Below are 20,856 nucleotides of genomic sequence, written 5' to 3'. Positions count from 1 at the left end.
CTTCTTGCTTGCCATGTGATAAAATATGCATAGGCTTCATGGAGGAGAAATATTATGAAGAAAAGGATAAGTTTGATTGTTTCGCTGATGATGATCATTTCATTAGCGACGATGCATTCCGTGCATGCAGAAATACTTTATGAGACAAATTGGGAATCGCCGCGAGAGCATATGATCATGGTTGGTGTAACTGGTGATCGCTATGCCGGTTACAAGGAGCGGATTATTCATAAGTTAAATATGTTGCGGTACACGGCTTGCCGGGAACATGAATGTGATCCTAAGATTAATTTATATCCCGATAAAAATTATAGATATCACTTAAAAGACGATTATGGTCCCAATCCAACAGATGAGCAGCTATCAGAAGAAAATGAAGATTATCGTCCAATGACATGGAGTGACGTTTGTGAACATGCCGCAGAAATAAGGGCTAGTGAATTAGCTTTACGCTATGGACATACTCGTCCTACTGGTGATGATTTTTCAATGAACTTTGATGGTGTCGACAAAAACAATACATGTGCCGAATGCTTGTATAATACCACAAGAATATATAATGACCCATGGGCACTCTTTGAAAAAGCAATCGATAAGTTTGCGGCAGAAAGAGAGGCCTATGATGCCTATATCAATGGGAATGAAAGCAAGACAACAGCTGATTTTGGGCATTATGCTATTTGTATTAACCCCGCGAATGTGCATGTCGGGATGTCTGCTTTAGCTATTGCGCAAGGCGACACGAAGCAAAACTATCAAGGCATTTATAAAAGTTTTGTCAGCTTAGAAGCAGGCTATGCCGTTCAGAAAACCTCAACGCAAGAGCGCAATAATAGCGGGCGTATGACGCAAAAAGTGGAAATGAGAGAAAACTATGTCGACGCGATCAAAGGCCCTGATGATATGATAATTGATGATGATGTGGCGCATCCATCTTCTATCTATGTGGGGATGAAACGAATTGATGATCCTGATCATGATCCGACACTTTCTTACTGGAAAGTATATGATGGGTTATCCTCAACTTCCAGCAATGAAAAGGTAGCAACGATGGATAAGAAAGGGATCGTTCATCCACGCGGCACTGGGACAACGACGATCACAGTTAAGGTGAATGGATATACTTGCAGTTTTCCGGTGACGGTCACTCAAACCCATCAGCATCAACATCACTATCAGGAACAGGTCATCAAAGCGGCGACTTGTGAAAAGAATGGGGAAAAGAAGCTGATATGCTCTGACTGCGGAGATGAAAAAATCGAAACGATTCCTGCTTTAGGCCATAAGTACGGCGTTTGGACATCACTTGATGATCAGCAGCATCAGCGTATTTGTGAAAATGATCAAACGCATGTTGAAAAAGAAGATCATGACTTTGATGGCGGGGTTATCACCAAAGCTGCAACTTATCAGGAGGAAGGTGCTAAGACATATACATGTAGAGATTGCGGTTTCACGAAAACCGAGACGATACCAATATTAACACATGTTCATAACTATCAGCTTACAAATACGAAAGCTGCAACGTGTGATGAAAAAGGTATGAAAACGTACACTTGTACAATTTGTGGTGATCGTTACACAAAAGACATTCCCGTTTTAAGTCATGATTATGGCAACTGGCAAAAATTCAATGATCTTGTTCATGAACGTGTCTGTAAAAATGATCATAATCATGTAGACAAGCAGCCTCATCGCTATGATGAAGGGAAAATAATCGTAGCGTCAACATGTACACAGACGGGGGTCAAGATTTATACTTGTCAAGATTGTGGCTACACAAAACGTGAAAGTATTCCGACCATAGAACATGACTATGATGACGGCCAAATTGTGGTGGCACCTACGTGTGTCTCGAAAGGTGTTAAGGTTTATACCTGCAAAAACTGTGGTCAGACGAAGAGTGAGGAATTAGATTACGATTCCCATAACCATCCTACTGATCAAATCACGGTGGTGAATAAAAAAGAGGCCACGGCGACTTCGGAAGGATACACAGGTGATCAAAAATGTAGGACTTGTGGTCAAATAGTAAAGAAAGGGACAACTATTCCTAAAACAAATCATACACATACATGGAATCATGGGACGATTACGAAAGCAGCATCATGCATTGAAGCAGGGGCAAAAACTTATACATGTACGATTTGTGGTGAGACAAAGACTGAGACAATTCCCGCTTTAGGCCACGATTATGGTGAGTGGGAAAAGTATGATGATCTTATCCATAAGCGTGTTTGTAAAAGAGATATTCATCATGTAGAGAAACAGTCTCATCGTTATGATGAGGGGCAAGTCGTGATCACGCCAACATGCACGCGCGTAGGAGAGAAAATCTATATTTGCCAGGATTGCGGCTACATGAAACGCGAAAATCTTTCTAAGTTAGATCATCATGACTATGATGACGGTAAGATTGTGGTGGTCCCTACTTGCACCACGAAAGGCGTTAAGGTTTATACCTGCAAAAACTGTAGTAAAACGAAAAGTGAAGAATTAGATTATGATCCTCAAAATCATTCAGGATCACAAGTTATTAAAAATAAGAAAGAAGCGACTGCCACCGAAGATGGTTACAGTGGTGACTTGGTTTGTAATGGCTGTGGTCAAATAGTAAAGAAAGGAACTGTTATTTCTAAAACTGGTCATTCTCATAGCTGGAATGAGGGTGAAATGACAAAGGAGCCATCTTGCACGCAAGCAGGAGAGAAGGTTTATACTTGCTCTGTTTGTCTTGAAACAAAGGCAGAAAGTATTCCGGCTTTAGGTCATGACTATGATGATGGCAAGATGACGATTACGCCAACTTGCACAAAGAAAGGTGAAAAGGTTTATACCTGCAAACGCTGTGGTGATGAAAAAACAGAAGCGTTACCAATGGATCAGAGTAATCATTCTTTAGAGCATTTAAGCGTTCAAAATAAGAAAGAGGCTACGATCACGGAAGAAGGATATAGCGGTGATGTGATCTGCAGTGATTGTTGGACAATCGTAAAAGCGGGAACAGTTATTCCTAAACTTGCATCTAGCAATGAGAATAATCCGGGAACAGCTGATCAAAATAAGGAAGCTGCCAATACGGATGACGCAAAGAAAACGTCTGATGAAAAGACAAATCAGACTGCTGGTAGTGAATCTGATCAGACAAATACCAATGTGGGGAATAAACAAGATGAAACTATAACGCCAGTGAATAAGGAAACGACTCAACAAAGTCATTCGTCTTCTTATGATGGTAATGGTACAAATGAGAAGCAAACAAAACAAACGGCAGATCTTCATAAAAATGAGCAGGTGGTAACGAATGCAATAAGTAATAATGCGCAAAAGAATGATAAGAATAACGGAAATACAGAAGATCATTTCTACAAGGGTAAAAGCGCACAAACACTTGAGCAGGCAGTCACTGCGCAGACAAAGATGATTGTGGGATTAAAGAATGATCATGATATTAAGGAATCATCGTATCGGAAATTAACACTTAAGGTTAAGAAAAGAGCGAAAAAGAGTTTACAGTTAAGCTGGAAGAAGTTACCGGGTCGAATGACATATCTTGTTTATGGCAATCGGTGTGGTCATCGTTATCACTTCTTAAAGAAGACAAGTAAGACAACGTATAAACAAGGAAAATTGAAAAAAGGCACGTACTATAAATACTTAGTCATTGCTCTTGGTAGTAAAGGGCAAAGCGTTGCCATATCGAAGGTGGTGCATGTCGCAACGAAAGGCGGCCTTTATGGTAATGTGAAAGCGATTAAGATGAAAAAGACTCTAAAGCTTAAGAAGAAACAATCTTATAAGTTACCGTATAAGCTTGTTTATGATGCGAAAAAGAAGAAGATCCATCGCCCGATCGCTTTAGAATCTTCCAATACTAAAGTGGTGAGCGTTCAGAAAGGAAAAGTGCAAGGGAAGAAGAAAGGTATAGCTTATATTTATGTTTATGCCCAAAACGGCGCTTATGCGAAGATAAAAGTAACAGTCAAATAGGTATCAGAAGGTGATGATCTTAGGATTGTCACCTTTTTAAAAAATATTTTAAAGAATTAGCACTCGATACTTGACTGTGCTAAAAATGAGAGTATACTATACTTAGCACAAGAAGAAAGAGAGTGCTAAAAGGAGTGATAATTTATGAATGATAAATTCACTGAAGCAATGCAGAAAACATTAAACAATGCAGCGAGCATGGCCATGAATTTGAATCAGCAGGTTATTGATGTCGATCATTTCGTCTATGCCGCGTTGGAGGATAGTTCTGGCATATTCTATCGTGTTTTAAATCGTTGTGGCGTTAATATTAATAACTTAAAAGATGACCTGAATCGTAATATCAATGCGAAACCTTCGGTTGCGCATGTGACTGAAAATGATTTACGTTTCAGTTATGATATGAATAATTTATTAGGTGAAGCCAACAAAGTGATGCAGAAATATAAAGATGAATATCTTTCTATGGAACATATGTTAGTGGCTTTATTTAACGTGAATTCTACAAGTATCAGAGCTCTCATTGATAAATATCGCCTCAATAAGCGAGAAGTAGAAAAAGTGATTAAAGATATGCGTGGGGACCACCATGTCGATAATCCTAATCCTGAAAACAACTATGAAGTATTGGAAAAATATGGTCGTGATTTGATCAAGGATGTCCGTAACGGGAAGATTGATCCAGTTATTGGCCGTGATGAAGAAATTCGTCGTGTTATTCAGATTCTGTCTCGAAAGACTAAGAATAACCCAATTTTAATTGGTGAACCTGGGGTTGGTAAAACAGCCATCGTCGAAGGTTTAGCTTGGCGTATCTTTAAAAACGATGTACCGGAAACCTTAAAGAACAAAACATTATTTGAACTGGATTTAGGTTCATTGATTGCTGGTGCTAAATATCAGGGTGAATTTGAGGAACGTTTGAAAGCTGTCTTAGGTGAAATTCAGAAATCTGAAGGTCAGATTATCATGTTCATCGATGAAATCCATCAGTTAGTTGGCGCTGGTCGTACGCAAGGTGCGATGGATGCGGCTAACTTATTAAAACCAATGTTAGCACGTGGTGAACTGCACTGTATCGGTGCCACAACATTAGATGAATATCGTCAGTATATTGAAAAGGATGCGGCTTTGGAACGTCGTTTCCAGAAAGTTATGGTCCAGGAACCAGACATTGATGATACGATTGCCATCTTACGTGGTTTAAAGGAACCTTTTGAATCACATCATGGGGTTCAGATCACAGATAATGCGATTATCGCCGCGGCCCATTTAAGTGATCGTTATATCACGGATCGTTATCTGCCAGATAAAGCAATTGACTTAATTGATGAAGCCTGCGCAAGTGTTCGTATGGAAATTGACTCTATGCCAGAAGAACTTGATACGTATACCCGTGACAAGAATCGTCTGGAAATGGAACGTATTTCGATCGAAAAAGAAGATCAGAATGATGATACCAGAGCCCGCATGGAAGAAATCAAAGGCAAGATTGCCTCTTTAAATGAAAAGATTCAGGGCTTAACGGATAAGTGGAAAGAAGAAAAGAAAGGCTTAGACCGCGTTAAAGACTTAAAGAATCAGAAACAGCGTTTAGAAACGCAGATGAGCGAATATGAAACGAGCGGTAACTTAGAGGAAGCTTCACGTATTAAATACGAAAAACTGCCAGCTATTGAAAAAGAAATCGAAAACTTACAAGCTAAAGAAGCAGATGATTCCTTATTACATGAAAAAGTGACCGTGGATACGATTAGTGAGGTCATCTCTCGCTGGACGGGTATTCCAGTTTCTAAGTTAATGGAAAGTGAAAAGGATAAACTCTTACACTTACAGGATATCTTAGAGAAACGTGTTATTGGTCAGGATGAAGCTATTTCTAAGGTTACTGATGCCATTTTACGTAGCCGTGCCGGGATCAATGATGAAAACCGTCCTATTGGTTCCTTCATGTTCTTAGGTCCTACTGGTGTTGGTAAAACAGAAGTTGCCAAAGCTTTAGCGGAACAGTTATTCGATAATGAGAAGAACATTGTTCGTATCGATATGTCTGAATATATGGAGAAATACAGTGTGTCTCGTTTACTCGGTGCCCCTCCAGGATATGTTGGTTATGAAGAAGGCGGCCAGTTAACCGAAGCGGTTCGTCGTGCCCCTTACAGTATCGTCTTATTAGACGAAATTGAAAAAGCCCATCCAGATGTCTTCAATGTCTTATTACAGTTACTTGATGATGGTCGTTTAACTGATTCGAAAGGGAATGTCGTTTCCTTCAAGAATACCATTATCATTATGACTTCTAATATCGGTAGTGAATACTTATTACAGGGGAATACGCCAGAAAATCAGGCCAAAGTTAAAGAGGAATTAAAAGCCCACTTCAAACCTGAATTCTTAAACCGTATTGATGAAATTATCATGTTCAACTCACTGAACTCTTCAGTTGTTTACAAGATCATTGATAAGTTCATTGGCGAACTCGAAGAACGTTTATCTGAAAAGAAGATTACGTTAGAGATTACCGATGCAGCCAAAGAAGCCATTGCGCGTGATGCTTTTGAACCGGCTTTTGGTGCTCGTCCAATCAAACGTTATATCCAGACGCACATTGAAACCAATTTAGCTAAGGAAATGATTAAAGGTACCATTACGGAAAAATCCCATGTCATTATTGACTACAATGGTGACTTTGTCATTCGTCAGGCTTAATGACAAGACCTATGTTTGTGCATAGGTCTTTTTGGTTTCATGAAAGTTTTTGTGTTTTTGAGCCTTTTTTAAGTGCGAATCCGCTTTTACTTTCCTTTTTTGATAAAAAAAGGAAACTGCCTGTAAATAAGCAATTTCCTTTCCTTTCGATAGATCATAGTTATGTCAACTTCGCATATCATCCTATGTCAGACGATACAATCAACGGCTATAAAGATAAAGCCATGAATAGCGAAATAAGTAACAGCAAATAACTGTGGGAAAATAATCAATGGATTTTCGCAAAAAGAAGGACACGAAGCGATCGCTATTTAGTGATAGAATGTTTTGGACTAAATGGCATAGTCACATTTTTTATCACATCGAAAATTCGGTCATTATCACTGGAAAAGTGCTTGGCACTGTCTATATTTCAGCTTTAACGAAAGATCACGCAGATCTTTGGCGTGATGGGAATGAAAAACACGGAGATGTGCATAGGTATTGAAAGATATTGAGCGTACAGATGGTTAGGTGTTTTGATATTATTTGTGAAAAAAACAGAAGCCTGAAGGAATATGAAGTCATCCTCCATGTTTTTTCCTCAATTGAAAAAGTAAATTCCGCTTAAATTTAAATTCCGGTTTTGTGTAGTTTTGTCTTACAAATGCCTTTATTAAAGGAATTCGTTAGCGCTTATTAGAAATTCAGAGGTCAAAACATGTCTGATTTTACTAAATTGATTGCTAATAATGAAAAAAGATTGTAGCGAAAAATGTGGAACTTCGCACCTCACATTTCTGTGAAGGACTTATTTCCACATTTTTTTGATTACTTTTTCTTTAAAACTGAAGGCTTTAACTCCACCTTGTCTTTATCGATTTGGCTATAGCCTTTGCACTTTAGAGCCTCATAGATCTCCGGCATCATGAAAGCCGTGTTTTCATAGAGACTTCTGCCGCCATAGAGCTTGCGGGAGTAGGAGTTGATATTATTAACGGCTCTGTTAAGGGCCTCCTGACTTACAAGCCCAAGCTTGCGGAGATCCTTTTTCTTAGGGCAGATATATCTTAAAACAAGATGCTCGTTCTCAAGTGATCCCTTCTGATTTGAATGCATCGCATCACAGTAGAAGATTCGGCATGTTCCTGACTCTCTGTCTTCGAATTCATCGGCCAGCGAGAATTCACTGCCTCTGTCAGTCAGGATAGACCCTATATTATTAATAAATACATCCGGGCCAAGCAGCTTTTCAATATAGTCAAGGCCATTCACCATCTCCTCAGCTGTTTTTTCATCATGATAGACGGCAAGAAATACACCGCCTGGCATGATCTTAAAAGTCTGAATAAACGGGCCGTTAGAAACATCATTATAAACGGTATCCATAAGGATATAGCCGACAGGATGATCAATTGCCTGCTCGCTATCAGGCCGTTCTGCACCATCATAGAGCTTAACGCTATGATTGATGCTGTACTGTGCGGCCACAAGGGGGTTGTATTCAAGAAAGTCCTTGAATGTTCTTCCGGTTAAATAGCCGCTGTCCTTGCGCTTTCTGTACTGGTTAGCGCGTACCTTAGGCATCTTTCTTCTCTTTACCTGGTTTCTGAGCGCCAGGCTATTGATTCCAAACTGTTCAAATGCACCCTGCTCAATATAGTTGTACAGGCACTTTTCGGAAATTTTGAGCTCAGGATGCTCGTTAAGAATTGCATACGGTGACTTGCCCTGTTCAAGCTCAGGCTTGATGATATCAGCCATCCACTGAGCCTCTGAATAGGTGAGGTTGAAGCCCATTCTCGAATCCCTAAGCATATATTCGTATGCTCTTTGGGCCACATCTGCTCTGTAGTAGTATTTTGAGAATCTGCAGCTGGGGGCTTTGGTGCAGCCGTTGCAGACGCCCGGTGATCTGTCCCTTTGATTGCATTTAAACAGGGTGTAGTCAGTGCATTCCATGAACACCTCATGGCTGGTTCTGCACTCCCGTCCTCTTGTGCACTTTTTGTAGTTGGCGCAGTCAAAGGGTGCCTTGCTTGGCGATCCTGAAGGAGTTCTGTGATTCCGAATTTCCTTAGCGACGGTAGTTGGATCTTTATGAATGGTCTTGGCAATTTGGGCCTTATTAAGGCCGCTCTTGAGACCTGCTTCAATCTTTTCTCGAAGCTCATAAGTTATGTGCTTCTGATATCCTATGGGCTTTTTAGCGGCTCTTTCCATTCTTATCACCTTCCTGCATTACTGTTTGGTAGCAGTAATCAATTAATGTGTAGGGATAGAGTCTTCTCATTAATGCGTCCTCTTCGACTTCTGAAAGCTTTCTGCAACGTTTTTTGCCTTTCGAAGGGCGCATAGTCCCATTGATTTCTCGGCTATCGTTCTTAATAGCCGCCTTCTTTGTGATATTTGACATGTTTAATGCCACCTCCTTGATATTTTTTCTATTTTTTGGCGGTTTCCCGCTTCTTTACAAAGAAGTTTAACACCGTCAGGGCGGATTCACATTTTTCCCATGTTGGTAATGGGCAGGCAACATCATCGCGGAGGAAGCTGTTTTTTACGCAATCTTTGGTGAGACCTTTAGTAACGGTCATGAAACTGTTTTGATAGAAATCTTTGAAGTGATCAGCGATAAATGAGCATATAAGATTAGAAAGCAAATTATCACTCATTTTATTGATCTTAGGGGTTGCATAAAGATATTCCAGGAGTGCTCTAAGCCGACCATGAAAATCCTCAAGGCTGCTGTCGCCGTGAAAGATCTGATGCAGGTATAGAAGGATATCAAAAAGGTTTTCACGCATAAAAGGGATAATTCCCAGCGGAAACACGGCATGAGTTTTATGAAGGCTTTTGGAGTAGATGCGCTGAAGCTGAAATTCATAAGGAGTATCGTTAATGTTTACGATCTTCTTGTAATGCCCGAATTTTATCCAGTCATGTGCGTTCTCATCAGAAAAATCGGGTATTGTTCTCACAATATCCTCTGCAGAGAAGGTGTTCATGATATATGAATAGGTGGCGTTGATGAAAAGCATGATGTCATAAGCAAGTTCAGTTGATGAAAGGCAAGCTTCATAAAGCTTTTTAACCAGTCTGAAAAAGAATCTGTTATCAGAGCGCACTAAAAGGGCAACGGAAAAGTTATTGTTCCATAAGTGGTTATTTGCGCAGTCAGGAAAGACGTGCTCAGGCTTCTGCTCTGCACTAGAAGAATTTCTAATGAGCTCTTTGAAGCATGAGGAAATCTTATCATTGAAGGAAAAGGAACCATCACATAAATGCATATTTAAACTTTTATACTTGAAAACAGGCGTGGTGTGTATTACTATCATATTGTCTTGTTGGACAGATGATGAGAAGCTTTTCCAGGGCGTTAACTCATCATCTTTTTTTGTCCTTACCTCCAAATCGAATTTAGTTTAACACTTTAATATCATGATAATTTTATCACATTTTAAAATAACTGAATAACTAAATTCATAAAAAACATAAGGATTAATAAGTGAATGATAGAATTCACGTTAGAAATATCTAACTGGAATTTCGAAAATCAATTGACGCTCCATGTTTTTTTACGCGCGGGAGGAGTTAAAGGCTTTTCAGGACTAGGGAAAAATGGTAGAATGTCTTGCGGAGGAGAGCCGGAATATGCAGAGATATTTTGTGAAAAACAGTCAAATTCATGATGGCATAGTCGATATGGATCCCATCATGCATAAACATATTGCGAAAGTGATGCGCATGAAACAAGGGGAAAAAGTGATTGTCACTGATGAATCAGGACAGTTTTTTTTAGCGACAGTCTTTGATTTAGAAGGTGGTCGTCTGATTTTAGAAAAAGCCTTGGATGAAAATAATGAATTAGATGTCGATGTCACCTTGGTATACGGGATGCCGAAAGGCGATAAGTTTGAATTTGTCTTACAGAAGGCGACAGAATTAGGGGTTACTAAGATTGTGCCGTTTCTTTGTGCGCGCTCTCTGATCAAAATGGATGAAAGCAAGTTCATGAAAAAGAAACCGCGCTATGAGCGGATTATTCAGGAAGCAAGTGAACAGTCACATCGTAATATCTGCCCGGAAGTGATCGCGCCCATTCACTTGAAAGAATTAAAGGATTACTTATCAGAAGTCAATGTGGTGGCTTATGAAGAATCAGCTAAGCAGGGGGAAGTCAGTGCTTTCCATCGGGCGTTAGAAAAACTAACGACTTCCATTACCATTATTGTGGGGCCAGAAGGCGGCTTTGATGAAAGTGAAATTACCGCGATGAAAGACTTAGGGATTACCCCAGTTGGCTTAGGTAAAAGAATCTTGCGCAGTGAAAGTGCACCGCTTTATATGTTAAGTGTGATAGGATACGAGAGGGAATTAGCATGAAGATCATTGATAAACTCAATAAAAGAGTCAAACCATTAAATTATAAGAAAACACATATCTATCGTCATATTTTGAAAAATGATGAATTGTTAGATGAAGTGGATGTTGATTCTCGTCCAAGTGATGAAATCGATTTATTTTATTTAGAAGTACTCGTCAATGCGCTGCTTAATCGGAAGGCTATTATTGATGCTTTTGATGAATTTAAATGTGAAGATGGCGGTGATATGTATGACATGTTAGAATATGGTGAACGTCAGCGCCTTTTTAACCAGGATATCAAACCATTATTAGAACGCCTGCCGCATTTTAAAACCAATGCCGGTGATTCGATTTATATTCCTTGCTTTAATCCCGAAATTAATACCTGGTATCGCAATGATATTCAGCGTGTCTTTTTGAATCAGCATAAGAATATCATTGAAAAACAGGATATCTTTTTAGATACCCCGGAAGATATTTATGGCATGAGTATTTTTAAAACAGATTTTTCCTCATTATTAAATGTCTATGAAACCAAAGAAATCACTGTTTATTATTCGGTAGAATTTACGACTCTCTATTTCTTCGATCGCCCCAACAAACGCTTCTTATATGCCCTGCGTGTTGAAGGAGAGAAAACGACCGAAAAGATTACCGGGAAAGATTTGCAGGTTTTAGCAATCTTATGTATTGAAGAAAATTATGGTGATTTACTTGACTACATGGTTGGCAGAACCTTTATTGAAGAAAAATTATATAAGAAACTTATTAAATCAGTATAGAAAAGGAGTGAGCCTATGCCCACAGTTGCATTTCATACTTTAGGCTGTAAAGTCAATACTTATGAAACAGAAGGAATGCTGGAACTTTTTGAAAAAGACGGCTACACCAGCAAAAACTTTGATGAAAAGGCTGATGTCTATGTCATCAATACATGTACCGTCACTAATACTGGCGATCAGAAATCACGTCAGATGATTCGTAAAGCCAAACGGACCAATCCGGATGCGATTATCGCCGTGGTTGGCTGTTATGCCCAGGTTTCCAGTGATGAAGTCAAAGCCATTGATGGCGTTGATATCGTTATCGGAACGCAGCATCGTAATAAAATCGTCGATTATGTCAATGCTTATAAAGCAAAAAAAGAAACGATCGTTGACGTTGAAGATGTCATGAATCTTCATCAGTTTGAACGCTTGAAGATTTTCTCTTATGAAAACCGTACCCGTGCATTCATGAAGATTCAGGATGGCTGTAATAAATTCTGCACCTACTGCATTATTCCTTATGCCCGCGGCGGGATTCGTTCCTGCAATCCGCAGGAAGTGCTTGAGCAGGCTCAGCGTCTGGTCGATAACGGCTTTAAGGAAATTGTCTTAACGGGCATTCATACCGCTGGTTACGGCAATGATTTAGAAGATTACAGCTTCTACGATTTACTCAATGATTTAACCCATAAAGTCAATGGATTAAAACGTTTACGTATCTCATCTATTGAAATGGGTCAGATTACTCCCGAGATTATTCGTTTGATCGATGAATCCCCAATTATTGTCGATCATTTACATATTCCTATTCAGTCCGGGTGCGATAAGATTCTTAAACGCATGAATCGGACCTATACAACATCTGAATTTGAAGAAAAACTCAATGCCTTAAAGAAAGGACTGCCAAGCTTATCTGTGACCACAGATGTGATTGTTGGTTTCCCAGGGGAAACCGAAGAAGACTTCATGACCACGTATAACTGGATCAAGAAGAATCACTTCAATCAGCTTCATGTCTTCCCTTATTCACCACGTAAAAATACCCCAGCGGAAAAGTTCAAGGAACAGGTGCCAGGCGATGTTAAGAAAGATCGTGTCAGACGGTTAATGGCCCTTTCTGATGAATTACGCACCGAATTTGCGTCATGGCAAATGGGCAAAGACTTAGAAGTCCTGTTTGAAGAAGAAAAAGATGGTTATATGCAGGGGCATGCCTCTAACTATCTGCTTGTGAAAGTAAAAGATCCTGCCATTCATGAAGGCGATATTCATACCGTAAAGATCACGGATCGCATCGGCTATGATTTGGTAGGTGAATTACATGAAAAGGGTTAATGAATTATTTGATGTCAAAGAAGACTTTAAGATTATTTCTCTCCATAGCGATTCTCGCTATGTAGGGAAAGATTCGGTCTTTTTTTGTATTGAAGGTTTAACAACTGATGGTCATCGTTATGCCGATGATGCGGTTTTCCAGGGGGCTAAAGTCATTGTCCACTCCAAACCGCTTAAACGTAAGTATCCTGGTGTTCTCTATATCCAGGTGAAGGATGTCTTAGATGAACTCAACCGCGTCGCCAATATTTTCTATGATTATCCGTCTTATAAGATGACCGTGATCGGGATTACTGGTACCAGCGGGAAAACAGTGGTGGCTTTAACGATCCGTGATGTTTTGAATCATTATTTAAAGATGGGCTATATTGGCACCAATGATGCCCAATATGGTTCCACTGTCATTCAGTCTTCGTATACAACTCCGGAGACAATCTTTTTGCATCGTACGCTTAATGAAATGGTTAAAAGTGATGTAAAAGGTGTTACAATAGAAGTATCGTCCCATGGCTTGGCGTTAAAGCGTGTTGATTCGATTGATTTCGATATAGCCGTCTTCACCAACATTCATGAAGAACATTTAGATTTTCATGGCACGATGGAAAACCTGATGCGAGCGAAAATGAAACTCTTTGAATTAGTCAATGAGAAAGGCTTTGTCATTCTCAATGCCGATGAAGTGCGCTTTAATCATTTCTTAGCGCAAAATGCAAAGATCAAAGCCCATCGTCTGACTTATGGTATTGATCATAAAGCGGATATTATGGCGAAAAATGTACGTGTCTTTATTGATCATACGGAATTTGATCTCTTTATCAAAGATGAGGTGTATCATGTCAATGTGCCGCTTTTAGGCCGATTTAATGTTTCTAATACCTTAGCCACATTAACCGTGTTAATGGCTCTTGAAATGCCGATTGAACAGATTGTCTCGGCCATTGACTATATCAGTCCCGTTGATGGCCGGATGGAGTTATTAGAGACCCATACACCATTTCATGTGATTGTGGACTTCTGTCAGTATGTCCATGCTTATGGTCAGGTGTTCCGCTTTGCGAAAAGCGTCATTAAACCAAACAGCCGCATTATTGCGATTATTGGCGTGCCAAGTAAAAAAGAAATTAATAAACGCAATCGCATTGCAAAAATAGCCAATAAGTACTGCGACCAGGTGATTTTAACCCAGGAAGATGATCGCGATGACAATATGTTAGACTCCTGTGAAGCAATGCAGGATTTATTAAAAGAGACCGTTTCGGTCATTGTGACCGATCGCCGTGTCGCGATCTATCAGGCTATTGAAATGGCCTGCAATGAGGATTTGATCCTCATCTTAGGCAAAGGCCATGAGCAGTTTATGAAATCATCAGTTGGCAATCAGCCTTATCCGGGCGATAAATATATCGCATTAAAAGCGGTAGAAGAGATTTTTGGAGGAGGAAAAGAGGATGAAATATAATAAATTCATCGACCACACATTATTAAAACCACAGGTGACCAAAGCCGATATTACGCGTATTTGTCAGGAAGCGAAAGACAATGATTTCGCTTCTGTCTGCGTCAATCCGTACTGGGTGCCTTTCTGTGCAGACTTTTTAAAGGATTGTGATGTTCATGTCTGCACTGTGATTGGTTTCCCATTAGGTGCAACATCGACAGCGTCAAAAGCTTTTGAAGCTAAGGATGCTTTAGCACATGGCGCTGATGAAGTTGATATGGTCATTAATGTCGGTGCGTTAAAAGATCATGACGATGCAGCGGTTGTCAATGATATTAAAGCTGTTGTTGAAGAAGCACATAGCGCTGGCAAGATTACCAAAGTCATTATTGAAACCTGCTTATTAACCGAAGAAGAAAAAGTGCGTGCCTGTGAATTATCCGTTCAGGCGGGCGCTGAATTCGTCAAGACATCGACTGGGTTCTCAACTGGCGGAGCCACGGTCGAAGATGTTGCTTTAATGAAGAAGACAGTAGGCGATCACGCTAAAGTGAAAGCTTCCGGCGGGATCCATACCCGTGAAGAAATGTTAGCAATGATTGATGCAGGGGCTAGCCGTATTGGCGCTTCAGCTGGTTTAGCGCTGATCAAAGAAGACTAAAACGCAAATATCCTCAATTGAAAAAGTAAATTCCGCTTAAATTTAAATTCCGGTTTTGTGTAGTTTTGTCTTACAAATGCCTTTATTAAAGGAATTCGTTAGCGCTTATTAGAAATTCAGAGGTCAAAACATGTCTGATTTTACTAAATTGATTGCTAATAATGAAAAAAGATTGTAGCGAAAAATGTGGAACTTCGCACCTCACATTTCTGTGAAGGACTTGGCTCTCAGGAAATTGATGGGGTAAGTCATAACTAACCAAATTTATTAAGTTAAATTGATAAGACCCCATAATCTCTTGGAGACCTTTAGGAAGATGTATAAACAATATACATCTTCTTTTATTTGTTATGTCTATATATTTTCAGTATGTTTGTTTAAATCCAAAATACAGCTCAGTCATGCTTGCTAATTGAAATATTAAAAGAAGGAAATAACGAGTCTCCTTCTTATTATGCTGTTTTCACTGCATTCAAAGCGATACAGTTATGCACATTTTTAGAACTGTACATCATCATCCTGGATGGCATATTCAAAATCCCTGTCGTTTTCTTCGGAAACCATCTGATCATAATATGATGCTACGCTGTAGGGGAGTATCTTGTGCATAAGAGTCATATATCTTTCAGGATATACGTATTCAATCTGGCTGATTAAATCTGATACTTTATTCATGTATAATTCTAACAGGTTATCCTCGTCAAAAGGCTTAATGATATCACTGCTCATTGCCTCTCTTATATCCTTCATGAGGCGGGGATCATCAATAAGCATCTGATAAATATTAATGTTTTCATCCGATGACATCAGTTCCTTTATTTTCTTGCTGCTGGAGGTTGCGCTTAGCGCTGTTTTGATTCTGGACAGTGAATTAGCGATATAGGTATAGTATGCTCCCATCGCTTCTACGCTGCCGTCTTCGTACATTTCCGGATCATAGTCATCATCCTTCTCTGTAAGAGGATCTGAGCTGATTTCATAGTCTTTCATTGCCATAGTTAATTCTCCTTTCCTGTATATGAATTGACTTGTAAAAAATCCTCATTTGCAGCCACTGGACTGCCAAATGAGGAGTAATGAAAGCTTATAAGCCATTCCCAGGCATTATCCAGTGGCTTAGTAATTAATGATGCATCTCTGATGTATATGCGTTATTCAGTTGTCAATGTTTAATGTTGATGATATAAGTGCCGGCACGGCTTTAAAAATGATTCTCATTGCAGAGACGATGCGTTGACATGATCGCTAATGCCGCGGAGTATATACGTGCCGGTAGTGCGGCTGCAGGGTTCATGATGAAGCATCATTATTTGCTTGTTTTTTTAGATTTATTGCTGCGATCATTATCGTCATCAATTCTTCTTTTAGGCGTATAAGGCATGTAGATTGGCGTATCTGTGTTTATCGCAAAGAGGCAGCGGTTTCTGAATCTCTGGAAGTTTCTCACACCGTTTGAAGCCCTCTTTACGTCTTTGATGATTTTATTCCGTGATTCAATTTTCCCGGTCGAAATATGAGTGCCCGTATCGTCAATAATGATGAACGAATTGACGATTGATTTTTTCCATTCGCTGAGGGTGCTGGCATATCCGCATATTTCAGGAACGTTAGACATTCTCAGTTCTCCAATCAGGGAATTGAGCGCTTCTCTGGCTTCATTGTAGCTGATTGTGTGGTAAAACGCTCTAAGCTTGTCGTAGAAGTTTTCTGCTTCAGCCAGATCAGGATTGGTTTCAATCAGAAGGTTATGGATATCATAGAAATTGAGATATCTGCCCAGCTTTTTGTTCATCTTCTTTGCTCTGTTAGGATCCAGGATAGGCAGCTCCTCATCGTCAGCGTGCTTGCCTTTTTTCTTCTTTTTTTTCTTGTTATCTTTGCTTTTATATTCATCAGACTTCATCAGAAGCCAGTTCCACTTGCTGAGAAGATAATGCTGGATGTCATATTTATTCCATTCGGGGTTGAGATACTTGCGGCCGTTAGGGGTAGTGAGATACTTTTCGAGCTTGTCACGCTTATTTTTAGCGGCCTTCATTGTATCAACTCGCAATCCTTTGTAAATTTCTGTAAAAATCTGAATGATGTGAAATTCATCGCAGGCATGGATAGCGTTAGGAAAGCATATCCTGGTGATTTCACGATAGGTTTTCCAGCAGTCAGAGCAGATGATTTCAACTTTTTCACGCTCCTCCCGGGGAATAAGAGTGAAGTATCTGACAAGATCCTCCTTTCTTCTTGTTGGCAGAATGTCGATGATGTCCTGCGTTACAAAGTCCATGATAACGCACGCATACTTTGAATCGCGGCTGTCAACGGCATGAACTTCGTCGATTAGAATATACTTGGGAAGCGGCTTTCTGGGAATCTGAACGTGTCTGTCAAATATGATCATTACCGAAGAGGCAGAAATATTAAACGTTTTGGCGACATCCTCATAGCTCAGTTTAGGATTTCTCAATGCAGTCAGGACATTATACACGGTCAGCACACTGATTGTGGAATGGCCTTCTGAGAAGGGGTTGTCTTCATTAAATGTTTTGCCGCATGCAGTGCATTCATAGCGTCTAACATGGTATTCAATATAGCAGTTGATGTTGTGAAAGATCGAATGGGTGATCTTCTTGGTGTGATAGCCTTTGATTTTCTTGGTGGGCGTGGTGCAGTACGGACATTCGTGCTTTCTTGCGGCTAGCGTAATAAAAACGTAAATGCCGTCTGCCTGATGAATGCATGAAAGATCCTCAACGTCTTCTTTATGCAGGTTGAAAAGCTGGAGAATGAAATCCCCATCTATTAAGCCGTTTTCACCAGGGATTATGTCGGCAAACACTATTTCGTTATCGTTGCTTTTCTTCATTTATGACCTCCTGTAAGCTTACAATATCATAATAGAAGGAAATACTTACTAACTCAAAACATGTCGTGTGAGAGTTTTATTTTTGAAATATACGCATAGAATTATAATGATTCTAATAAGAAATTAAGAGAAAAAACAGATAAATTTGTCAGACGGCAACCACCAGAGTTTCGCACTTATCAATGAAGTGTCCTCTGCAGAAGGCCATACATGCGCTAACGTAATCAGTGATGCGGTGAAGCCTGATGACATTGGTCAGCCATCGGATATATGCTTCGCTGTAAGGAAGATCATCGGTATCGCCACTGATCACTGCATTCAGATCTTCGGAAGAGATCTGATGATACGGCACCATAAAATCAAAGAGCACAGCGTGTGTCATGCCGGTTCTTCCAGAGCGGATGCGCATAATTCTGTATTCAACGGGTTCTCCGTCAATGTTCACATATCTTGTGTAGAATCCAAACACAGTGAAGGTGTCGTTATATAGCTTTCCTAAAAGCTTTAGGACATTAAGTCTGGCGATTATTTTCATGGTTACTATTCACGGTTAGATATAGTTGATATATAAAGTTGTACCTAAAAAGAGCACGGAACGGTGCCCGTGATACGGCCTTGTTTTAATTGTAGTAAAGAGGTATGTAAAATGTATACACAGCGAAATGAAGCATGATGTTAAATCTGATTTCAGGTAATGGCTATGATACCTTATTCCACCATTATAACGGTTTGTCGATTCTCAGGAGAGATCTTCCCCTGAGAATATTTCTTTTACCGTTATTGGATCACCTTCATAAAGTCGTATCATTGCATAGATCTCATTTATTCCGTTTTTCCTGCAGGTTTCTATATACGTTTTGGCATCTGCGTAATACTGAGCGTTTTGAATATTTTGGAACTGTCCTGATGATCGCATATGGCTTTTTACGACTCTAAGTCCGCGTTCTGCGCAATTATTGGTTGTCGGAAGAGTGAAATCATTTACCCAAGCAAAGTAATTATCATAATAATCACGTATACGCTTAATTAGCGTCTTCTCGGATCTTCCAAAGTATGCATCATAATCTTTTTTGTTTCTCTTTTCCGCTCGGTTGAGTATATCATTAACTTTTTTGTTAAAGTTTTCAATAAATTCATCACTAAAGCGAGTCTCTCCCTTGTTTATGGCTTCTTTGCGTTTGTGGATGGTATCGGAAATAAGATCTTTCAGTTCCATAAGCTCATCATGTTTTGTATCAATAGCGATTTTTTTGAGGTCACGCTGAAGGTGCTGATTGCATTCAAGGTTGCCAAACTTGAATTTAGCGTTATAGTTCACTTTATTGTGATCATGCATCGTTTTTTGCTCTTCAGTGAGTAGTGTTAGGACTTTGTCTTCTTCAATCCCTTCAAGATCTTTCTTCTCATGAGCCGTATAATATGAGAGTGTTTCATCTCCGTAAAAGCGCAGGCAGCCTTTCTTTGTATTAATATTGATAACAGTGTCATCCCAATATACGAGAGTTCTTTGGAGCATTAGATTCTTTAAAACTATACGGAACTCAGATAACTTTTTTGATGCAATCATAGGAAGTTTTGCAAGGTAGCCTTCTGACGGACTTATTTCTCCGTTTGTGATCCCCTCAAAAAAGGTTTTAACCTTGTTAATAGGAACATTGCAGGTATTCATTAGCGATAAGCCAACGGCCTGTACTGCCGTCCCATAGTGACAGGCTGATCTTTCATTAGGCTTCAGGCCAAGAAAAAATGTAGTCCCGCAGCTTCCGCATTTGTATTGATAGAAAACCTTTTTGAGGTTTATAGGCTTGATGCTAATAGTTTTCTCATATACAGCTTTAGTTTTGCCGGTGAAAACAAGTTCATGAGAACCACATTTCGGACACTCAGTTGCATCATCTGCCACATATTCAATTTCTTCGTCAATATCATCAGGAATACCGAGTTCACTTTTAGAATGTCCTGGCTGACCTCCAATTTTTCTGTCAGTAGGCTCTCTGGAATTGATGCTTGAGTTATATTTTGCTTTTCCTATAGGAGTAGACGCAGTAGGAATACCAACGGTAGTTGAGTCATGATTGCTTATGGCATTAAGATATTCAATCTTGTCTTTCAGTCTGTTAATTTCATCATTAAGATTTCTAATCATTTCATCTTTTTCAAGACAAAGCTGCTTTAATTTTGCGATTCTGTTATCCCTGTATTCAAGCTTCTGTTTTTTGGATTTCAGTTCTTCATTACAATCGTAAAGTCTTGTTTTAAGGTCACCAATCTTTTTGCATGCTTTATCATATTTTACTGATAGTGTTCCTAAAGAATCCATTGATTTACTCCTTGTTAATCATCATTATTAAGAATTGATTCAATTCTATTGATCTTGCTGGTAAGCTTTCTATTAGCCGCCTTAAGCTGTTTGATCTCATCATCTCTGCTTGCAATAATTTTTTGCATATCCTCAACCATCTTTTTATAGGTTCTTCTGCCGCTTGCTTTTTCTTCATTTTCAGCTGTATTTTTATCAGGATTAGGCTTTCTCCCTCGCTTTTTGCTTGAAGGAATAATTTCTCCAGTTTCCTCGTCTACAACGCCAAGGTATTTGCGTTTTGCTCTAGGCTGTTTGAGCTCAGGATTCCAAACTGAAACAGATTCATAAGCATATTTCTTGCCAGTTTTCTTGTTTGTCACATAAACAATTGCCATCTTTTCTCACCCCCTTGTTACTATATACAGTATATCATATAACTAGCTTAAA

15 protein-coding genes are annotated in these 20,856 nt (G+C 39.5%); 7 read left to right on the top strand and 8 right to left on the bottom strand.

Annotated elements, in window-relative coordinates:
• The first annotated feature begins 54 nt into the window (after nt 1-54).
• Together SG0102_RS09830 and clpB are read left to right on the top strand one after the other, a co-directional pair.
• Nucleotides 55-3,990 carry a CAP domain-containing protein gene (locus SG0102_RS09830; RefSeq protein WP_125119757.1) on the top strand — a complete coding sequence of 1,312 codons (3,936 nt, stop codon included), beginning with the start codon at nt 55-57 and terminating at the stop codon, nt 3,988-3,990.
• A 144-nt stretch (nt 3,991-4,134) separates the two neighbouring features.
• Nucleotides 4,135-6,699, top strand: a complete 2,565-nt coding sequence (gene clpB, locus SG0102_RS09825; protein ID WP_125119756.1) for an ATP-dependent chaperone ClpB — start codon at nt 4,135-4,137, stop codon at nt 6,697-6,699.
• An 810-nt stretch (nt 6,700-7,509) separates the two neighbouring features.
• Here the strand turns inward: clpB and SG0102_RS09820 are convergent.
• From SG0102_RS09820 to SG0102_RS09810, 3 genes are read right to left on the bottom strand one after another with little or no spacing between them, the layout of a single operon-like run.
• Complete coding sequence (locus tag SG0102_RS09820) at nt 7,510-8,901, bottom strand: helix-turn-helix domain-containing protein (RefSeq protein WP_125119747.1); 1,392 nt, start codon at nt 8,899-8,901, stop codon at nt 7,510-7,512.
• On the bottom strand, nt 8,885-9,094 hold the full coding sequence (locus SG0102_RS09815) for a hypothetical protein (RefSeq protein WP_125119208.1): 210 nt from the start codon (nt 9,092-9,094) through the stop codon (nt 8,885-8,887). Before SG0102_RS09815 ends, SG0102_RS09820 begins: the two co-directional genes overlap by 17 nt.
• Before the next feature lie 28 nt (nt 9,095-9,122).
• The gene (locus tag SG0102_RS09810; RefSeq protein ID WP_125118137.1) at nt 9,123-9,968 is read right to left on the bottom strand and encodes a hypothetical protein; all 846 of its coding nucleotides are present in this window, start codon (nt 9,966-9,968) and stop codon (nt 9,123-9,125) included.
• 364 nt (nt 9,969-10,332) lie between these two features.
• On the opposite strand from SG0102_RS09810, the gene SG0102_RS09805 reads away from it, so the two are divergent.
• The 5 genes from SG0102_RS09805 to deoC are packed head-to-tail and all read left to right on the top strand — an operon-like array spanning nt 10,333 to nt 15,247.
• On the top strand, nt 10,333-11,064 hold the full coding sequence (locus SG0102_RS09805; protein WP_125119755.1) for an RsmE family RNA methyltransferase: 732 nt from the start codon (nt 10,333-10,335) through the stop codon (nt 11,062-11,064).
• On the top strand, nt 11,061-11,828 hold the full coding sequence (locus tag SG0102_RS09800; RefSeq protein ID WP_125119754.1) for a hypothetical protein: 768 nt from the start codon (nt 11,061-11,063) through the stop codon (nt 11,826-11,828). The genes SG0102_RS09805 and SG0102_RS09800 overlap by 4 nt, the downstream gene beginning before the upstream one ends.
• A gap of 15 nt (nt 11,829-11,843) precedes the next feature.
• The gene (gene mtaB / locus SG0102_RS09795; protein WP_125119753.1) at nt 11,844-13,148 is read left to right on the top strand and encodes a tRNA (N(6)-L-threonylcarbamoyladenosine(37)-C(2))-methylthiotransferase MtaB; all 1,305 of its coding nucleotides are present in this window, start codon (nt 11,844-11,846) and stop codon (nt 13,146-13,148) included.
• Complete coding sequence (locus tag SG0102_RS09790) at nt 13,135-14,607, top strand: UDP-N-acetylmuramoyl-L-alanyl-D-glutamate--2,6-diaminopimelate ligase (protein ID WP_125119752.1); 1,473 nt, start codon at nt 13,135-13,137, stop codon at nt 14,605-14,607. Before mtaB ends, SG0102_RS09790 begins: the two co-directional genes overlap by 14 nt.
• Complete coding sequence (deoC, locus tag SG0102_RS09785) at nt 14,597-15,247, top strand: deoxyribose-phosphate aldolase (protein WP_125119751.1); 651 nt, start codon at nt 14,597-14,599, stop codon at nt 15,245-15,247. Before SG0102_RS09790 ends, deoC begins: the two co-directional genes overlap by 11 nt.
• 498 nt (nt 15,248-15,745) lie before the next feature.
• On the opposite strand, the gene SG0102_RS09780 is transcribed toward deoC, so the two are convergent.
• The 5 genes from SG0102_RS09780 to SG0102_RS09760 all read right to left on the bottom strand — a co-directional run bounded on the left by SG0102_RS09780 (nt 15,746) and on the right by SG0102_RS09760 (nt 20,804).
• Nucleotides 15,746-16,243 (bottom strand): hypothetical protein, encoded by a 498-nt coding sequence (locus tag SG0102_RS09780; protein ID WP_125119750.1) that lies wholly within the window; start codon nt 16,241-16,243, stop codon nt 15,746-15,748.
• Between the two features lie 310 nt (nt 16,244-16,553).
• Nucleotides 16,554-18,107: an ISL3 family transposase gene (locus SG0102_RS09775; RefSeq protein ID WP_125119749.1), complete on the bottom strand. Its 1,554-nt coding sequence runs from the start codon at nt 18,105-18,107 to the stop codon at nt 16,554-16,556.
• Between the two features lie 148 nt (nt 18,108-18,255).
• Nucleotides 18,256-18,552 carry a hypothetical protein gene (locus tag SG0102_RS09770; RefSeq protein WP_148668850.1) on the bottom strand — a complete coding sequence of 99 codons (297 nt, stop codon included), beginning with the start codon at nt 18,550-18,552 and terminating at the stop codon, nt 18,256-18,258.
• Between the two features lie 294 nt (nt 18,553-18,846).
• Nucleotides 18,847-20,427, bottom strand: coding sequence for an IS66 family transposase (locus tag SG0102_RS09765; RefSeq protein WP_125118089.1), 1,581 nt, complete (start codon nt 20,425-20,427; stop codon nt 18,847-18,849).
• A 14-nt stretch (nt 20,428-20,441) separates the two neighbouring features.
• The gene (locus tag SG0102_RS09760) at nt 20,442-20,804 is read right to left on the bottom strand and encodes a hypothetical protein (protein WP_125118090.1); all 363 of its coding nucleotides are present in this window, start codon (nt 20,802-20,804) and stop codon (nt 20,442-20,444) included.
• Nucleotides 20,805-20,856 lie beyond the last annotated feature (52 nt).

Origin of the sequence: Intestinibaculum porci (genome assembly GCF_003925875.1) — a bacterium.
Lineage (GTDB): Bacteria > Bacillota_I > Bacilli_A > Erysipelotrichales > Coprobacillaceae > Intestinibaculum > Intestinibaculum porci.
Note: the sequence above shows the minus strand (reverse complement) of the source record. Positions and strands in the feature narration are given on the sequence as shown.